We start from the raw sequence: 18,441 nt of genomic DNA, 5'->3' as shown, positions 1-18,441 counted from the left end.
CGATCGAGCGGTTCGGCGCGATAATCCTGTGACCGGTCACAGTTTGGTAACGGAACCGGCCTGCGGCTAGCCGATCGATCAAGGGGTGCGTAAGACTGTGACCGGTCACAGCCCGTGACACAGACAACACGACCCGACGGAGTGTCCATGACTTCGACCGACGCCTGGCCCTCGATCCGGGGCATCGCCTACGGAGGCGACTACACGCCGGAGCAGTGGCCCCGCGAGGTCTGGCTCGAAGACGTCGCGCTCATGCGCGAGGCGGGCGTCAACCTCGTGAGCGTCGGCATCTTCGCCTGGGCGCTCATCGAGACGAGCGAGGGCGTCTTCGACTTCTCCTGGCTCGACGAGCTGCTCGACCTCCTCCACGACAACGGCATCTCGGTCGATCTGGGCACGCCGACGGCATCCCCTCCCGCCTGGCTCTTCGCGCAGCACCCCGACGCGCGCGTCGTGTCGCGCGAGGGCGTCGTCATGGGCTTCGGCTCGCGCGGCATGGCCTCGCACTCGTCGCCCGCCTACCGCGACGCCGTCGTGCGCATCGCGTCGGCGCTCGCCGAGCGCTACGGCGAGCACCCGGCCGTCGTGATGTGGCACGTGCACAACGAGTACGGCGTGCCCGTCGGCGAGGACTACTCCACGCACTCGGTTCGCGCCTTCCGCGAGTGGCTGCAGGGCCGCTACGGCTCGCTCGACGCGCTCAACGCCGCGTGGGGGACGGCCTTCTGGGGCCAGCGCTACGGCGCGTGGGAGCACGTCGGCGCCCCCGCAGCGACGCCCTCCGTCGCCAACCCCGCACAGCGCCTCGACTTCGCGCGGTTCACCGACCACCAGCTCCGTGCGTGCTTCGTCGCCGAGCGCGACGCGATCCGCGCCCGTGCGAGTCAGCCGATCACGACGAACTTCATGGCCAACCAGAGCTGGACGACCGACATGTGGGCGTGGGCGCGCGAGGTCGACATCGTCTCCGACGACCACTACCTGTGGGCGGCCGACCCCGAGGGCGAGATCGGCCTCGCGATCGCCGCCGATCTGTCACGGTCGGTGGGCGGCGGCAAGCCGTGGATCCTCATGGAGCACTCGACGTCGGCCGTCAACTGGCAGCCGCGCAACATCGCCAAGCGCCCCGGCGAGCTCGCACGCAACTCGCTCACCCACCTCGCCCGCGGCGCGGACGCGATCCTCTTCTTCCAGTGGCGCGCGTCGCGCTATGGCGCCGAGAAGTTCCACTCGGCGATGATCCCGCACGCCGGCACCGGTTCGCGGGTGTGGCGGGAAGTCGTCGAGCTCGGTGGCACGCTGGCCCAGCTCGAGGAGATCCGCGGCTCGCGGGTCGTCGCCGACGTCGCGATGCTGTGGGACTTCGAGTCGTTCTGGGCACAGGACCTCGAGTGGCGTCCCTCCGTCGATGTGACCCACGCCGAGCAGGTGCGCGCCTTCTACGAGCGGCTGTGGCGCGACGGCATCACCGTCGATTTCGCCCTGCCGGGGCAGGACCTCTCGGGCTACCGCCTGGTCGTCGCCCCCGCGCAGTACATGCTGAGCGAGCGGGACGCCGCGAACCTCAACCGCTACGTCGAGCAGGGCGGCACGCTCCTGGTCTCGTTCTTCTCCGCGATCGTCGACGAGAACGACGCCGTGCACGCAGGCGGCTTCGGCGCGCCGCTCGAGCCCTCGCTCGGCGTCGTCGTCGAGGAGTTTCTGCCCCTGCGCGAGGGGGCGACGTGCGGCGTGTCCTGGCCGGCGGAGTCGGCCGCGCCGCTCGTGGCCGACGCGTGGGCCGAGGATGTCGTGCTCCGCGGCGCCGAGGCCATCGCGACCTACGTCGACGGTCCGGGCGCCGGTCGCCCCGCCATCACGCGCAATCGCCACGGCGTCGGGGTCGGCTGGTACGTCAGCACCCGACTGGATGCCGTCGGCCTGGCGACGCTCGCGAGCGCCGTCTACCGCGACGCCGGCGTCACGCCGAGCGACGCGCCCGAGGGTGTCGAGATCGTCAGGCGACGCTCGGACGCGGCCGAGTACACGATCGTCGTGAACCACCGCGACGAGGCCGTCCGCGTCTCCGCGCAGGGCACCGACCTCGTCTCGGGCGTCGAGCTCGACGGCGAACTGCAGCTCCCGGGCGGCGCGGTCGCCGTCGTCCGCACCTCTCGCGTGCTCGCACGGGAGGTGGTCGCCGGCCTGCGATGACCCGCGGCCGCTCCACCGCCGCCCGGGACCCGGCGGAGCGACCGACGACACACCTTCAGCTCCGGGCATCACCACCTCCGGTCGTAACGACGCGATCCCCCCGGCTCGCGCCCGACGGCCCTCCTTCTGGAAGGAACAATCCACATGCGCAAGCACATCGCACTCGGCGCCGCGGTCCTCGCGACCGCCGTCGTCCTCGCCGGCTGCTCGAGCGGTGGCGCCCCCGAGTCGTCCGGCAGCGCCGACGGCTCCGGTCAGGAGCTCACCGTCTGGGTCGACGCGAACCGCAAGCCGGCCGTCGAGGCCGCCGCGAAGTCGTTCGAGGAGGAGACGGGCGCCACCGTCACGCTCGTCGAGAAGAACTTCGACGACATCCGCAACGACTTCATCGCCCAGGTGCCGACGGGCGAGGGCCCCGACATCACGGTCGGCGCACACGACTGGCTGGGCGCCCTCGTGGCCGCCGGCGTCGTCAACACCGTCGACCTCGGCGACAAGGCGTCGTCGTTCGAGCAGGTCGCCCTCGACGCCATGACCTACGACGGCCAGCTCTACGCACTGCCGTACTCGCTCGAGACCGTCGCGCTCATCCAGAACACCGACCTCGTCGGCGACACGGCGCCCACGACGTGGGACGAGATGATCCAGATGGGTCAGGCCTCCGGAGCCGAGCGTCCGTTCGTCATCAACACGAACGGCCAGACGGGCGACGGTTACACGATGTACGGGTTCCAGACGTCGTTCGGCGCGCCCGTCTTCGTGCAGGACGACTCGGGCTCGTATACGAACGAGGTCGGCATGGGCGGTGCGAACGGCGAGGCCTTCGCGAACTGGCTCGGCGCCAACGGCGAGAAGGGCACCGGCTTCATCTCGACGACGATCGACTACGACACGAACAACGAGCTGTTCAACTCGGGCAAGGCCGCCTTCACGGTGCAGGGCCCGTGGGCGATCTCGTCGTTCGGCGACGTCAACCTCAAGGTGAGCCCCATCCCGTCCGCGGGCGGCCAGCCGGCCGCGCCGTTCGTCGGCGTGCAGGGCTTCTACCTGAGTTCGCAGAGCAAGAACGCGCTGCTCGCGAACGAGTTCCTGGTGAACTACCTCGCGACCGACGAGGCCCAGAAGGCCCTCTACGACGCAGACCCGCGCATCCCCGCGTGGACGACGCTCGCCGACCAGGTGGCATCCGACCCGGTCATCGCCGGCTTCCTCGCCTCGTCGAAGAACGGCGTGCCGATGCCCAGCATCCCCGAGATGGGCACGGTCTGGGACTACTGGAACGCCGCGGAGTCGCAGATCATCGCCGGAGCCGACCCGGCCTCGACGTGGAACAAGATGATCGACGATCTGAACGGCGCGCTCGCCGGCTGACCGGTTCCGCTGCGAGGCGGACGGCGCGCCCGCCCGCCTCGCAGCATCGCCGCACCCGCACCGTCGAGAAGGAAGGACGCGATGTCGCTCAAACAGGAGGCCGTGGAGGCCCCGTCGTCACCAGGGGAGGCCCCCGTACGCCCCGTCCGGGAGTCGCACGCCCGCAACTGGCGCGGCCGCGGCGGGGGCTTCGTCGTCAAGCTCGTGCTGATGGCGCTCATCAACGCGTTCGGACTGCTCGTCGTCCTGTCGGCCTATCGCGTCGAGAACTGGTTCATCCTCGTGGGCATGGTCGTGATCGTCGCGGTCGCCGACTGGGTGTACTTCGCGAAGCGCACGATCCCGCTGAAGTACATGCTGCCGGGGCTCGTGTTCCTGTTCACCTTCCAGATCTTCATCTTCGGCTACACGGCCTACATCGCCTTCACGAACTACGGCACGGGCCACGCCGGCACGCAGGAGCAGGCGGTCCAAGCGGCGCTCATCCAGGGCGAGCGACGTGTCGAGGGATCGCCGACGTACCCGCTGACGATCGTGCAGCAGATGGGGGCGCTCGGGTTCGCGATCAACGACGGCGGCATCGTGCGTGTCGGCACCGAGGAGCAGCCGCTCAGCGACGCCGGCGAGATGTCCGGCAGCGGCGCGCCCACAGAGGTGCAGGGCTGGACCGTCGTGGACCGCACGCAGCTCCTCTCCGACCAGGCCCTGCAGGACTCCGTCATCGCCCTGCGCGTCCCGATCTCGAGCGATCCCAACGATGGGGCGCTCCGCACGCGGGATGCCGTCAGCGCGGCGGTCTATACCTCGACCCTCGTGTGGGACGAGCAGGCGCAGACGATCACCGACACCACGACCGGCACCGTGTACCACGCGACGGACCAGGGCAGCTTCGTCGCCGACGACGGCACGGCGCTGCCGACCGGCTGGGCCGTGAACGTCGGATTCCAGAACTTCACCCGGCTGTTCACCGACCCCGAGCTCGCGCAGCCGATGCTCCTCGTCCTCGGCTGGACCGTCGTCTGGTCGCTGCTGTCCGTCGTGCTGCCGTTCGCCCTCGGGCTGTTCTTCGCGCTCGTCTACAACGACCCGAGGGTGCGCGGCCGGAAATGGATGCGGGTGCTGTTCATCCTCCCGTACGCCTTCCCGGCGTTCATGTCGGCGCTCGTCTTCCGCGGCATGTTCAACGCCGAGTTCGGCGTCATCAATGACCTCTTCTTCTTCGGCGCCGACATCAACTGGCTCGGCGATCCGACGCTCGCGCGCATCGCGGTGGTCTGGGTCAACGTCTGGCTGAGCTACCCGTACTGGCTGCTCGTGTGCACAGGCGCCCTGCAGGCGATCCCGCAGGACGCGCTCGAAGCGGCCGAGATCGACGGCGCCGGCAAGTTCCGTCGCTTCCGGTCGATCATCCTGCCGCTGCTTCTCGTGTCGACGGCGCCGCTCGCGATCTCGTCCTTCGCCGTCGCGTTCAACAACTTCACCGTCATCTACATGTTCAACAACGGCGGCCCGTCGATACCCGGCGCCCCGTATGCGCTCGGGTACACCGACATCCTGATCTCCGCGATCTACGACATCTCGGGCGTGTCCGGCGGCGCCGCCGACTACGGCCTCGCGAGCGCGCTGTCGATCATCGCCTTCGTCTTCGTCGGGCTCGTCGCCCTCTTCTCCTTCCGTCAGACCCGCAAGCTCGAGGAGTTCCAGTGATGACCACGCAGACCGCGTCCGCGCGGACCCTTGCCGTCGCAGAGCCGAGCCGGTCGGGCCGCCGTCGCCGCTGGCTGCTCGACGTCGGCTGGAAGTACCTCCTCGCCGTCGTGATCGCGTTCTACGCGCTCTTCCCGCTCGTGTACGTGCTGTCGGCGTCGCTCAATCCGCGAGGGACGCTCTCGGCCGCGACGGCGCTGTTCAGCGAGGTCTCGGGCGTCAACTACGCGGCGCTGAGCGAGACGAGCTACTGGACGTGGGCGCTCAACACGCTCATCATCTGCACGAGCGTCTCGCTCGGGTCGGTGCTCATGGGCGCCTCGGCGGCGTACGCGTTCTCGCGATTCCGGTTCTCGGGACGCCGGGCGGGGCTCACGACGCTGCTCATCGTGCAGATGTTCCCGCAGGCGCTCGCCTTCATCGCGATCTTCCTCATGCTGCTGTCGCTCGGCGAGGTCGTCCCGGCGCTCGGCCTCAACTCCAAGCTCGCGCTCATCTGCGTGTACTTCGGGGGAGTGCTCGGGGCGAACACGTTCCTGCTCTACGGCTTCTTCAACACGGTGCCGATCGAGATAGACGAGTCCGCCAAGATCGACGGCGCGACGCACGCGCAGATCTTCTGGAAGCTCATCTTCCCGCTCGTCACGCCGATCCTCGCCGTCGTCGCGCTGCTGTCCTTCATCACGACGTTCGGCGACTTCATCGTCGCGAAGATCGTGCTCGTGTCCGAGGACAACTGGACGCTCGCGGTCGGCATGTACCAGTGGGTGTCGAACCAGCTGTCGTCCAACTGGGGCCTTTTCACGGCGGGAGCCGTCGTCGCGGCCATCCCCATCGCGATCCTCGTGCTGTCGATGCAGCGCTACATCATCGGAGGCCTCACCGCCGGGGCCGTCAAGGGCTGATCCCGCGCGGGCGCGCCCTGCCCGCATCCTCCTTCACCGTCGATCGGAGAAACAATGCGCCATTCCGCCCGCCCGCTGCTGGGACCGGTCACAGTCCTCGTGGCATCCCTTCTCGCCGTGGGGGTACTCGCCGTCCCCGCCGCGGCCGCCGACGGACCCGTCGATGCCGGCATCGTCGTGCAGAAGGTCGAGAACCTGCCCGCCGACTTCGTCAACGGCGTCGACGTGTCGTCGGTCATCTCGCTCGAGAAGTCGGGCGTCGTCTTCCGCGACGACGCCGGGCAGCCCGCCGACCTCTTCGATGTGCTCAAGGACCACGGGATCACGGACGTGCGCATCCGCGTGTGGAACGACCCGCACGACGCCGAGGGCAACGGGTATGGCGGCGGCAGCGTCGACGTCGCGCGCGCCGTCGAGATCGGCGAGAGGGCGACGGATGCCGGACTCCGCGTGCTCGTGGACTTCCACTACTCCGACTTCTGGGCTGATCCCGGCAAGCAGAAGTCCCCGAAGGCGTGGGCCGCGATGAGCGTCGATGAGAAGGCGGCCGCGACGAAGGGCTTCACCCTCGACGCGCTGCAGCGCATGAAGGACGCGGGCGTCGACGTGCACATGGTGCAGGTCGGCAACGAGACCAACAACGGCGTCGCGGGCGTGACGGGCTTCGCGAACATGGCGAAGATCTTCTCCGCCGGCTCGGCCGCGGTGCGCCAGGTGTTCCCGACGGCGCTCGTCGCCGTGCACTTCACGAACCCCGAGACGGTCGGCCGCTACGCCGGCTACGCCGCGAACCTCCAGACCTACGGCGTCGACTACGACGTCTTCGCGTCGTCGTACTACCCGTACTGGCACGGCACGCTGTCGAACCTCACGTCGGTCCTCACACAGGTCGCAAACACCTACGGCAAGCAGGTCATGGTCGCCGAGACGAGCTGGGCGTACACGCTCGCCGACGGCGACGGCCACACCAACGTCATCGACCTCCCGTCGGAGGCGACGCAGTACCCGGTCAGCGTGCAGGGCCAGGCCACGGCCGTCCGCGACGTCATCCAGGCCGTCGCGAACGTCGGCACCGCCGGCATCGGCGTCTTCTACTGGGAACCCGCGTGGCTGCCCGTCGGAGCGCCCGACCAGCTCACCGCCAACAAGGTGAAGTGGGAGCGGGACGGCTCGGGCTGGGCGTCGAGCTTCGCCGGCGAGTACGACCCCGCAGACGCCGGCGTGTACTACGGCGGTTCGGCGTGGGACAACCAGGCGCTCTTCGCAAACGACGGCACGCCTCTCGAGTCGCTGAACGTCTTCGCGTACGCCCGCACGGGCGCCGTCGCTCCGCGTGAGGTGACCGACGTCGCCGACCCCGCGCTGACGTTCACGGAGGGGCAGGCGATCGCGCTGCCCGCGACCGTCCCAGTCACGTACAACGACGGCTCGACCGAGGACGAGGCGGTCACCTGGTCCGACGTCGCATCCTGGATCGAGGGCGCGGGCGTGTACTCGATCGCCGGCACGACGGCGTCGGGCCATGCCTCGACCGCAACGGTGACCGTGCTCGCGCAGAACTTCCTGCGCAATCCCGGCTTCGAAGACGCCGACGTCAGCATGTGGACCCGGACGGGCACGGCGCTGACCGTGCGCGCGACCGACGATCCGAAGAGCGGCTCGCGCTCGTCGCACTTCTACTCCGGATCGGCGTTCACCTTCTCCCTCACGCAGACGATCACGGGCCTCGCAGCCGGGCAGTACAGGGCCTCGGCGTCGATGCAGGGCGCCGGCGCCGACGCGGCGAGCGACGTGCGCATCACGCTGTCGACCGCGCCGGGCGGAAAGAGCGCCTTCGCGCCCTTCGGCCTCAACGGATGGCAGAACTGGTCGACGCCCGCAACGGGCGCCGTGGCCGTGGCAGCCGGCGACACCGTCACCGTGCGGATCTCGGCGACGCTGCCCGCGGGAGCGTGGGGCACGATCGACGACGTGCAGCTCGTGAAGGCGCGGACCGCCGGAGACACGACGGCGCTCCGCGCCGCGGTCGACCGGGCCGCCCACGTCGTCCGCGACGCCGCGACGCCGGACTCGCTCGCGAGTCTCGATCACGCTCTCGCCGTCGCGGGCGTCGTCCTCGCCGCCGCGAGCCCGGCGCAGCGGCTCGTTGACGACGCGCTCGCCGTGCTCGACGGCGCGTACGACGGTCTGAAGCTGACGGGCGCCGAACCGACACCGACCGTCGCGTCCGTCTCGCTCACGGCCGTCGAGGGCGACGCGATCGCCCTGCCGAAGACCGTCGACGTCGTCCGCTGGAACGGCGCGGCCGACAGCATCCCGGTGACCTGGTCCGACGCCGACTCGTGGATCCACGGCCCCGGCGCGTACACGGTTCCCGGCTCGACGGCGGCGGCCGGCCCCGTCTCGGCGAGCGTCACGGTCACGCCGCGGCAGTGGGTGGCGAACGCGGGCTTCGAGGACGCCGACGTCTCGATGTGGACGGTGACGGGTCAGGGCGCCACGATCGGAGCATCGACGGATGCCGCGCAGGGCGCGCGCGCCGTGAGCTTCTGGTCCGACGCCGCCTACGCGGCGACCGTGTCTCAGCGCATCACCGGCGTGCCGGCGGGGGAGTACACGCTCTCCGCGACGACGCAGGGCGGCGGCGCCGGGGCGTCCGACGCGGTGTCCGTCTCCGCGACCACCGCCTCGGGATCGGCGTCGGCACCGCTCGAGCTGGCGGGCTGGCGCACATTCCGCACCGCGACGACGGCTCCCGTGACGGTCGGCGCCGACGGCATCGTGACGGTGGCGGCCTCGCTGACGCTCAGCGCGGGTGCGTGGGGCACGCTCGACGAGGTGCGCCTCACCCGCACGGGGCCCGCCGTCGACACGGGGGCGCTGAAGGCCGATGTGGCGGCTGCCGAGGCGCGCGACCGCGCGGCGGCGACGCCCGCGACGGCGGCTGCGCTCGTCGCGGCGCTCGAGAAGGCGCACATCGTGCTCGGCGCGCAGTGGCCCTCGTCGGCCGATGTCGCAGCCGCCCGCAACCTCGTGTCGCTCGCGGTCGGAGGCCTCGTGCCCCGCGCAGACGGCGCCCGCAAGGCGCCCGCGAAGGGTGTGCTGTCGGATGACAACGGCTGGGACACGGGCCTGAAGGACGGCGACTACACCCTCACGATGAACCTCTGGTGGGGCGAGAACGCCTCCGTGTTCCGTCTCTACGAGAACGGCACGCTCATCGCGGCGATCCCGGTGGCCTACGCGGGCGTCTCGGCCCAGAAGGCGACCGTGCCAGTGTCCGGTCGCGGCAACGGCACCTACGTCTACACGGGCGAGCTGGTCAACTCGAAGGGGTCGACCGACGTGACGCCCGTCACCGTCAAGGTCGCCGATGCGAAGCCCGGCACGCCCGTGCTCAGCCACGACAACCAGGACGGCGACGGCGCCTACACCGTGGTGGCGAACCTATGGTGGGGCACGAACGCGACGTCCTACCGGTTCTACGAAGGCACGACGCTCGTCGCAGAGGGCCCGCTCACGGCGGCCACGCCGAATGCGCAGAGGGCGACGCTGCCCGTCACGGGCAAGGCGAAGGGCTCGTACGTCTACCGCGTGGAGTTCGTGAACGCGGCCGGTGCGACGACGAGCAAGTCGCTCACGGTGACCGTCAAGAAGTGATCGAGGGATGGCGGATGCCTCGCGCCGAGGCATCCGGCATCCATCCTGGTCTGCCCACCCGCCATGGCAGACTTGTCGAGGCCCCGACGCCTGAGTCGCGGCCGGTCCGCCGTGGTGTAATGGCAGCACGACAGCCTTTGGAGCTGTGAGGTCTAGGTTCGAGTCCTGGCGGCGGAGCATGACCGATACGAAGCTCGCTGTCGTCGTCCTCGCCGCCGGCCGGGGCACCCGCATGAAGTCGTCGCTGCCGAAGGTGCTGCACGGCATCGGCGGACGCCCGCTCGTGGGACACGTCCTCGACACCGCCGAGGCGCTCGCCCCCGCGCATGTCCTCGTCGTCGTGCGGCACGAGCGCGACCTCGTCGCGTCGGCCGTGCTCGCCGCCCACCCCGAGGCCACCGTCGTCGATCAGGACGAGGTCCCGGGCACGGGACGTGCGGTCGAGATCGCCCTCGACCGGCTCGGCGAGTTCGATGGCGACGTCCTGGTGCTGAGCGGCGACGTGCCGCTCCTCGACAGCGACACGCTGACGTCCCTCGTCACGACGCACCGCGGGTCGGGCGCCGCCGTCACGGTCATGAGCGCCGTCGTCGATGACGCGACCGGCTACGGCCGCATCATCCGTGGGGGCTCGGGAGACCTCGAGCGGATCGTGGAGCAGAAGGATGCCACGCCCGACGAGGCATCCGTCACCGAGATCAACGTCGGGGTGTACGTCTTCCGCGCGGGCGACCTCCGCGCGCACATCGCACTCGTCGGCACGGCCAACGCGCAGGGGGAGAAGTACCTCACCGACGTGGTCGGCCTGCTGCACGACTCCCGTCTGCCTGTCGCCGTCTCGACCGCGCCCGATGCCGCCGCCGCCCTCGGCGTCAACGACCGGGTGCAGCTCGCCGAGGCCGCTCGCACCCTCAACGCCCGCACCGTGCGGCGCTGGCAGCTCGAGGGCGCCACGATCCTCGACCCCGCCACGACGTGGATCGACGTCAGCGCGACGCTCGCACCCGACGTCACGGTGCTGCCGAACACGCACATCCTCCGTGCCACCGTCATCGACTCCGGGGCCACGATCGGGCCGGACACGAGCCTCGTCGACTGCGAGGTGGGGGAGAACGCGGTCGTGACGCGCACCGACGCGACGCTCGCCGTCATCGGCGCGGGCGCCAACGTCGGTCCCTTCGCGTACCTCCGGCCCGGCGCGCAGCTCGCGGCGAACGGCAAGATCGGCACGTTCGTCGAGGTGAAGAACTCCACGATCGGCGAGGGGAGCAAGGTGCCGCACCTCTCCTACATCGGCGACACGACGATCGGGCGCGGCGTCAATCTCGGCGCCGGCGCCATCACGGCCAACTACGACGATCTGACCAAGCACCGCACCGAGATCGGCGACGAGGTGCACTCCGGCTCGCACAACGTATTCGTCGCGCCCGTTAGGGTAGGAGACGGCGCGAAGACCGGGGCCGGGGCGGTCATCCGCAAGGACGTCCCCGCCGGTGCACTGGCTCTGAGCGTCGCCCCCCAGCGCAACATCGAGGGGTGGGTCGAGAAGAACCGACCGGGGACCCATGCCGCCGACGTGGCGGCGCAGGCTCGGTCCGCACAGAAGGCGGGCGATGGCGCGCAAGAAGAAGACGGTTGAGCTCGACCGCGAGAACGACATCGCACCCGGACTCGTCGCCAAGACGAAGAAGCGACTGGTCGTCGCGTCGGGTCGTTCGCATCCGGCGCTCGCCGCAGACGTCGCCGCGTCGCTCGGCACGCAGCTCGTGCCGACCGAGTACCGGACGTTCGCGTCGGGCGAGATCCTGACCCGCTTCGAGGTCTCGATCCGCGGCTGCGACTTCTTCCTCATCCAGAGCTTCGGGCCGCCGGTCAACGAGTGGCTCATGGAGACGCTCATCATGCTGGATGCCGCCAAGCGCGCGTCCGCCAAGCGCATCACCGTCGTCGCGCCGTACTATCCGTATTCGCGGCAGGACAAGAAGGGTCGCGGCCGCGAGCCGATCAGCGCGCGCCTCGTGGCCGACCTGCTCAAGACCGCCGGCGCCGATCGCGTCATGAGCGTCGATCTGCACGCCGCGCAGATCCAGGGCTTCTTCGACGGACCCGTCGACCACCTCTTCGCCAAGCCCGTGCTGCTCGACTACTTCGAGACCACGCTCTCCGCGGAGGACCGCGCGAAGCTCACCGTCGTGTCGCCCGACACGGGCCGCGTGCGGGTCGCCGACACGTGGTCGGACAGCCTGGGCGCGCCGCTCGCGATCATCCACAAGCGCCGCGACCCCAATGTCGCGAATCAGGTCACGGTCAACGAGATCGTCGGCCAGGTCTCCGGACGCGTGTGCCTCCTCGTCGACGACATGATCGACACGGGCGGCACGATCGTGAAGGCCGCCGAGGCGCTCAAGGCCAACGGCGCCGAGCGCGTCATCGTCGCGGCGACGCATGCGATCTTCTCGCACCCGGCCGCGGAGCGGCTGCAGAGCGCGGCGATCGACGAGGTCGTCGTGACCGACACGATCCCGCTGCCCGACGAGAAGCGCTTCTCGACGCTCACCGTCCTGCCGATCGCTCCGCTGCTCGCGCGCGCCATCCACGAGGTCTTCGAGGACGGCTCCGTCACGAGCATGTTCGACGGCGCCGCCTGACCCTTCCGCCACCGCGCAGGAGATCACCACGTCGCAGGACGAGTCGTTGCGATTCGCTCCGACATCGTGGCGATCTCCGACGCTGTGGTGTGAGCGAGGGGATGCCGCGGTCCGACGCCCGACGAATCCGGGCCGCCCCGTCGCGCCCGCGCGTCGGAGTCGCCACGTGCTTTAGCCTGACCCTGTCGAAGGGAAGCCGCATGGCAGCTCAGGTCACCGAGGCGGATCTCGTCGTCGCGCGCCCGTTCGCGCTCGACGTCGATGAGGTGGTGCGCGAGCTGCGCACCGATGAGCGCGGGCTGACGACGCAGGATGCCGCGACACGCCTCGGCATCGTCGGACGCAACGAGCTGCCGGAACCCGCGCGCAAGCCGGCGATCGTCCGGTTCCTGGCGCATTTCAACGACACGCTCATCTACATCCTCATCGCCGCCGCCGTCATCAAGGCCGTCATGGGCGACTGGCTCGACTTCTGGGTGATCATGGCGGTCGCGATCATCAACGCGATCATCGGCTACATCCAGGAGGGCCGCGCCGAGAAGGCGCTCGCCGGCATCCGGGGGATGCTGTCGGCGGATGCCTCGGCCCGGCGCGACGGCGCCTGGGCGACCGTGCCCGCGGCGGAGCTGGTTCCGGGCGACGTGATCCGTCTCATGCCGGGCGACAAGGTGCCCGCCGACGTCCGGCTGCTGCAGGCCTTTCAGCTGCGCATCGACGAGTCGGCCCTCACCGGAGAGTCTGTGCCCGCGTCGAAGAAGGTCGACCCGGTGTCCGCTGACGCCGGCGTCGGCGACCGGACGTCGATGGCGTTCTCCGGCACGATCGTGTCGGCCGGCCAGGGGCGCGGGATCGTCACGGGCACCGGCGTGACGACCGAGATCGGCAAGATCCAGAGCCTCGCCGACGAGGCGGGCGAGCTCGCGACGCCGCTCACGCAGCAGCTCGACTACTTCGGGCGGGTCCTCACGATCGTGATCCTGGGCATGGCGGCCGTCATGCTCATGATCGGCCGCTTCCTCCACCAGATGCCCTTCGACGAGCTCATCTCGGCGGCGATCGGCTTCGCCGTCGCGGCGATCCCCGAGGGGCTCCCGGCGCTCGTGACGATCACGCTCGCGCTCGGCGTGCAGCAGATGGCCCGGCAGAACGCCATCACCCGGAAGCTCCCCGCCGTCGAGGCGCTCGGGTCGGTCACGACGGTGTGCTCCGACAAGACCGGCACGCTCACCAAGAACGAGATGACGGTGCGGCGCATCGTGACGCCCATCGCCGCCTACGACGTCACGGGGCTCGGGTACGACCCGACGGGTGAGATCCGGCCCGTCGGAGACGCGCGCCTCGGCGGCGACCTCACCGCCGTGCTCGCGGTGGCGTCTCTGTGCAACGATGCGCACATCGTCCAGTCCGACCAGGCGGCGGGTTCGGGGGAGGCGCCGAGGTGGCAGCTCGTCGGCGAGCCGACGGAGGGCGCCCTCAAGGTGGTCGCGATGAAGGGTCGCCTCGATCCCGGCGGCTCGACGCGCGTCGGAGTCATCCCCTTCGACTCGGCGAACAAGTTCATGGCGACGCTCAACCAGGGCGCCGACGGATCGCGGGCGATCCTCGTGAAGGGCGCGCCCGACCGCCTGCTCGAGCGCTCGGGCTCGCAGCGCGGGCCAGCGGGACCCCAGGCGCTCGACCTCGTCCGCTGGGAGGCGGTCATCGACGAGCTGAGCGCGCAGGGCCTGCGCGTCCTCGCCGCCGCACGCAAGCCCGTCGGCGCCGATGTCGACGGCATCGCCGTCGAGGATCTCGAAGGCCTGGAGTTCCTCGGCGTGTGGGGCATCGTCGATCCGCCGCGCCCCGAGGCGATCGACGCGATCGCCGACTGCCACACGGCGGGCATCAAGGTGAAGATGATCACGGGCGACCACGCGGGCACCGCGCTCGCGATCGGCCGCGAAATGGGACTCGTCCGCGGCGACGACGTGCGTGTGCTCACGGGCGCCGACCTCGAGGCGCTCAGCCAGGAGCAGCTCAAGGAGGTCGTGCGCGACGTCGACGTCTACGCGCGCACGAGCCCCGAGCACAAGATCCGCATCGTCCGGGCCCTTCAGTCGCACGGCGAGGTCGTGGCCATGACGGGCGACGGCGTCAACGACGCACCTGCCCTCACGCGCGCGAACGTCGGGATCGCGATGGGCATCAAGGGCACCGAAGCGACGAAGGAAGCGGCCGAGGTCGTCCTCGCCGACGACAACTTCGCGACGATCCGCAGCGCGATCGCCGAGGGACGGCGCATCTACGACAATCTCCGCAAGTCGATCGTCTTCCTCCTGCCGACGAACGGCGCGCAGTCGCTCGTCATCCTGATCGCCGTGGTCTTCGGGCTCACGCTGCCCCTCACCTCGGTGCAGGTGCTCTGGGTCAACATGGTCACCGCCGTCACGCTGTCGCTCGCGCTCGCGTACGAGCCGGCGGAGAAGGACATCATGACGCGCCGGCCGCGCAAGACGGGCGGGCCCATCATCGACGGCAGCGAGCTCGCATTCGTGCTCATCGTGTCGGTCCTCATCGGCGGTGCCGCGATGGGCGTCTTCTACGGCGTCGCGGCGACCGGGACCGACGTGGCGTACGCGCGCACGGAGGCCGTCCTCATGCTCGCCCTCGGCCAGCTCGCCTACCTGCTCAACTGCCGCTTCATGTCGCGCTCGAGCATCACGGGCGACCTCTTCCGCGGCAACCGGATGATCTGGATCTCGGCCGCCGCGCTCATCGTGCTGCAGGTGATCTTCACCTACGTCCCCGTCATGAACACGCTCTTCGAGTCCGAGCCGCTGGCCGCGGCATCCTGGATCCTGCCGCTCGTGCTGTCGATCGCGATCTTCTTCGCCGTCGAGGTGCTGAAGGCGGTGTTCCGCGGCCGGAGTCGCTGATCCATGCGCTCGCATTCAAAGGGTCTTCATAGCTGAACCGGCGGAGCCTTCGCGTCGTGTCCCCTAGCGTGGCTTGCAGGCCACGAGGCACGACAGAAGAGGACCGCTCATGATCCGCACCACCGCCGTACCCCGCCCGCTCCGTGTCGGCGCCGCCGTCGTCGGCGTCGCCGGAGCCATCGCCCTCGCGGGCTGCTCCGCGACCGACTCGACCTCGAGCGCCGACACCGGCTCGAACGACTCCGGCTCGGGAACCACGACGGGCTCCGGAAGCTACACCGACGGCACGTACACGGCCCAGGGCGCGTACACGACGCCCGAGTCCGTCGAGACGATCAGCGTCACCGTCACGCTAGAGAACGACGTCATCACCGACGTCGAGGTCACCGGCAACCCGAAGGCGCGGGAGTCGAAGGAGTACCAGAGCAAGTTCATCGGCGGCATCGCCGACGTCGTCGTGGGCCAGGACATCGATGCCATCTCGGTCAGCCGCGTCGCCGGCTCATCGCTCACGAGCGGCGGCTTCAACGACGCCATCGAGCAGATCAAGGTCGAAGCGGCAGCCTGACGCGTGTCCGGGGTCGGGCCTGCGGTCTGGCGGTTCGACGCGATCGGCACCGTCTGGCAGATCGAGACGCGCGAGCCTCTACCGGGCGATGCCCGTTCGGCGGTCGAGCGGTGCATCGGCGATTTCGACGCGGCCTGGTCGCGCTTCCGAGCCGACTCGCTCGTGTCGCGGCTCGCGGCGACCGGCGGGTCCACCCCCGCGCCGCCCGACGCGGCGGCGATGCTCGACGCGTACGCCGAGCTCTCGTCAGCGACCGACGACGCCGTGAATCCGCTCGTCGGCGAGACGCTCGCCCGCCGGGGCTACGACGCGATCTACTCGTTCGTGGACGGGGGAGCAGCGCCGGCCCCGCCGTGGCGGACCCTCGTGCACTGGGGGAACGGGATGCTGCGCCTCGACGCGCCCTCCCTCCTCGATGTCGGCGCGCTCGGCAAGGGGCGTCTCGTCGACCTCGTGCTCGACGCCCTCGCCCCGTGGGCCGCCACCGACGTCGTGGTGGACGCGGGGGGTGACATGGCGATGCGCGGAGCGCCGCAGCGCATCGGGCTGGAGCATCCCTTCGACGCGCGTCGCGCGATCGGCGTCCTGGAGATCCGGGATGCCGCGCTCTGCGCGTCCGCGATCAACCGGCGCGCGTGGGGCGACGGCCTTCACCACGTGCTGGACGCGCGGACGGGGCATCCCGTGCGCTCGATCGTCGCGACGTGGGCCGTCGCGCCCACCGCCATGCGGGCCGACGCGGTCGCGACGGCGCTGTTCTTCGACGGCGGACCGCGCCTCGCGCACGAGTGGGGCGTGGAGTGGGTGCGCATGACGAGCGACGGCCGCGTCGAGTGGTCTGCGGGCAGTAAGGCAGAGTTGTTCACGTGATCGGATCCCTCACCTCGCTCTGGAACCGCGTCTTCGCGGTGCTGGGACGCGTCTCGATGTACCGCCTCGTGTTCCTGAGCCTCGTCGCGCTCGCGGGGGTCGCACTCGTCGTGTCCTTCGCGGGGGTCGTGGCGCCGACCTGGATCGAGCTGATCGTGACGGCCGCCGTGCTCGCGGTTGTGTGCGCGGCGACGGACGCGGCGGCGCAGGCGATCCTCAAGCTTCCGTGGCGCATCGAGTCGTCGCTCATCACGGCAGGCATCCTGCTCTTCGTCCTCCGCCCCACGGTCGAGCTGCTGCCGCTCGTGGGGATCGCGTTCGCCGGGTTCGTCGCATCCCTCTCCAAGTACGTCCTTGCCTGGCGCGGGCGCCACATCTTCAACCCCGCCGCCGTCGGCGCCGCCGTGCTCACGATCGTGAGCGTGTGGGTGCCCGAACTCGGCGCGTCGTCGTGGTGGATCGGCACTCCGATCCTCGCGGGACCTGTCGTGCTGCTCGGCGCACTCGTGCTGCTGCGCACCGAGAAGGTGCGGGTCGTGACCGTGTTCCTCGTCGTCGCGGTCGCCGTCGGCGTGCTCCGCACGTCGGCGCAGTACCAGTCGGCCGGGCTCGCCTTCGATCCCTGGACGGTGTTCTGGCAGATCCTCTGGGCATCGCCGTTCCTGTTCCTCGGCGCATTCATGCTCTCGGAGCCGCTCACGATGCCGCCGCGCCGCTGGCAGCAGTTCACCGTCGCGATCGTCGTCGGCGTGCTCGCCGGCTGGCCCATCCCGATCGGCCAGATCACGCTCGGCCAGGAGCGCGCGCTCCTCATCGGCAACGCCGTCGCGTTCGTCTTCGCGTTCTCGCTGCGCTCGGCCGTCAAGCTGACGCTCGTCTCGCGCACCGAGCTGACTCCGACGGTGAAGCAGCTGACGTTCCGCACGCACAGCCGCCTCGCGTTCCTGCCGGGCCAGTACCTGGAGCTCGACGTGCCGCACCGGCATCCCGATGCCCGCGGCACGCGCCGGGAGTTCAGCATCGCCTCGGCGCCGGAAGACCTGCCCGAGCTCTCGGTCGCCTTCCGCGAAGTGTCGGGGCCCGGCGCCAAGCCGCAGAGCTCGTACAAGAAGGCGCTCGCGGAGGTGCAGCCCGGGGGAGCCCTCGCCGTCACCGGCGTGTGGGGCGACTTCGTGCTGCCCAAGCGCAGCTCGGCCCCCGTCCTCATGGTCGCCGCCGGCATCGGCATCACGCCCTTCGCGTCGCAGCTCCGCCATCAGCGCCTCGCCGGCGACGACCGCGACGTCGTGCTCGTCTACGTCGCGTCGGAGGCGTCCGAGCTCGCGTTCCGCGCCGAGCTCGAGGCATCCGGAGTCCCCGTCGTCGTCTTCACGCGCGACCGGCCCGCCGACCTCCCGCGGCACTGGATGTGGGCGCAGGGAGTCCGGCTCGACGCGGAGGGACTCCTGCGTGTCGTGCCCGACATCGCATCGCGCCACGCCTACATCTCGGGCCCGCCCGGACTGATCGCCGAGCTCGCGCCCGCGCTCGAGAAGGCCCGGTCGATCGTGACCGACGCCTTCTCCGGCTACTGACCCACGCCCTGCCGCGCCCCGTCCGCGTCC

The 18,441-nt window shown here is 70.3% G+C and carries 11 protein-coding genes and 1 tRNA gene; all 12 read left to right on the top strand.

The window, feature by feature from the left end:
• Positions 1 to 147: 147 nt before the first annotated feature.
• The 12 genes from AAIB33_RS09195 to AAIB33_RS09140 all read left to right on the top strand — a co-directional run bounded on the left by AAIB33_RS09195 (position 148) and on the right by AAIB33_RS09140 (position 18,411).
• Positions 148 to 2,193 carry a beta-galactosidase gene (locus AAIB33_RS09195; RefSeq protein WP_345803233.1) on the top strand — a complete coding sequence of 682 codons (2,046 nt, stop codon included), beginning with the start codon at positions 148 to 150 and terminating at the stop codon, positions 2,191 to 2,193.
• Between the two features lie 144 nt (positions 2,194 to 2,337).
• Positions 2,338 to 3,564, top strand: coding sequence for a maltose ABC transporter substrate-binding protein (locus AAIB33_RS09190; RefSeq protein WP_345803232.1), 1,227 nt, complete (start codon positions 2,338 to 2,340; stop codon positions 3,562 to 3,564).
• Positions 3,565 to 3,645: 81 nt separating this feature from the next.
• Positions 3,646 to 5,271 carry an ABC transporter permease subunit gene (locus AAIB33_RS09185; protein WP_345803231.1) on the top strand — a complete coding sequence of 542 codons (1,626 nt, stop codon included), beginning with the start codon at positions 3,646 to 3,648 and terminating at the stop codon, positions 5,269 to 5,271.
• The gene (locus AAIB33_RS09180; RefSeq protein WP_345803230.1) at positions 5,271 to 6,176 is read left to right on the top strand and encodes a sugar ABC transporter permease; all 906 of its coding nucleotides are present in this window, start codon (positions 5,271 to 5,273) and stop codon (positions 6,174 to 6,176) included. Before AAIB33_RS09185 ends, AAIB33_RS09180 begins: the two co-directional genes overlap by 1 nt.
• A 54-nt stretch (positions 6,177 to 6,230) precedes the next feature.
• Entirely contained in the window at positions 6,231 to 9,836 is a 3,606-nt protein-coding gene (locus AAIB33_RS09175) for a glycosyl hydrolase 53 family protein (RefSeq protein ID WP_345803229.1), read from the top strand.
• Positions 9,837 to 9,941: 105 nt separating this feature from the next.
• Positions 9,942 to 10,013: transfer RNA gene (locus tag AAIB33_RS09170), tRNA-Gln, on the top strand.
• A 1-nt stretch (position 10,014) separates the two neighbouring features.
• A complete protein-coding gene (gene glmU / locus AAIB33_RS09165; RefSeq protein WP_345803228.1) occupies positions 10,015 to 11,475 on the top strand; it encodes a bifunctional UDP-N-acetylglucosamine diphosphorylase/glucosamine-1-phosphate N-acetyltransferase GlmU in 1,461 nt (486 codons plus the stop codon).
• The gene (locus AAIB33_RS09160; RefSeq protein WP_345803227.1) at positions 11,450 to 12,484 is read left to right on the top strand and encodes a ribose-phosphate diphosphokinase; all 1,035 of its coding nucleotides are present in this window, start codon (positions 11,450 to 11,452) and stop codon (positions 12,482 to 12,484) included. Before glmU ends, AAIB33_RS09160 begins: the two co-directional genes overlap by 26 nt.
• Before the next feature lie 200 nt (positions 12,485 to 12,684).
• Complete coding sequence (locus AAIB33_RS09155) at positions 12,685 to 15,399, top strand: HAD-IC family P-type ATPase (RefSeq protein ID WP_345803226.1); 2,715 nt, start codon at positions 12,685 to 12,687, stop codon at positions 15,397 to 15,399.
• Positions 15,400 to 15,508: 109 nt separating this feature from the next.
• Positions 15,509 to 15,967 carry an FMN-binding protein gene (locus tag AAIB33_RS09150; RefSeq protein WP_345803225.1) on the top strand — a complete coding sequence of 153 codons (459 nt, stop codon included), beginning with the start codon at positions 15,509 to 15,511 and terminating at the stop codon, positions 15,965 to 15,967.
• Positions 15,968 to 15,970: 3 nt separating this feature from the next.
• Positions 15,971 to 16,837 carry an FAD:protein FMN transferase gene (locus tag AAIB33_RS09145; protein ID WP_345803224.1) on the top strand — a complete coding sequence of 289 codons (867 nt, stop codon included), beginning with the start codon at positions 15,971 to 15,973 and terminating at the stop codon, positions 16,835 to 16,837.
• Positions 16,834 to 18,411 carry a flavodoxin reductase gene (locus AAIB33_RS09140; protein WP_345803223.1) on the top strand — a complete coding sequence of 526 codons (1,578 nt, stop codon included), beginning with the start codon at positions 16,834 to 16,836 and terminating at the stop codon, positions 18,409 to 18,411. The genes AAIB33_RS09145 and AAIB33_RS09140 overlap by 4 nt, the downstream gene beginning before the upstream one ends.
• Positions 18,412 to 18,441: the final 30 nt, after the last annotated feature.

This window comes from Microbacterium sp. AZCO (genome assembly GCF_039614715.1).
GTDB lineage: Bacteria > Actinomycetota > Actinomycetes > Actinomycetales > Microbacteriaceae > Microbacterium.
Note: the sequence above shows the minus strand (reverse complement) of the source record. Positions and strands in the feature narration are given on the sequence as shown.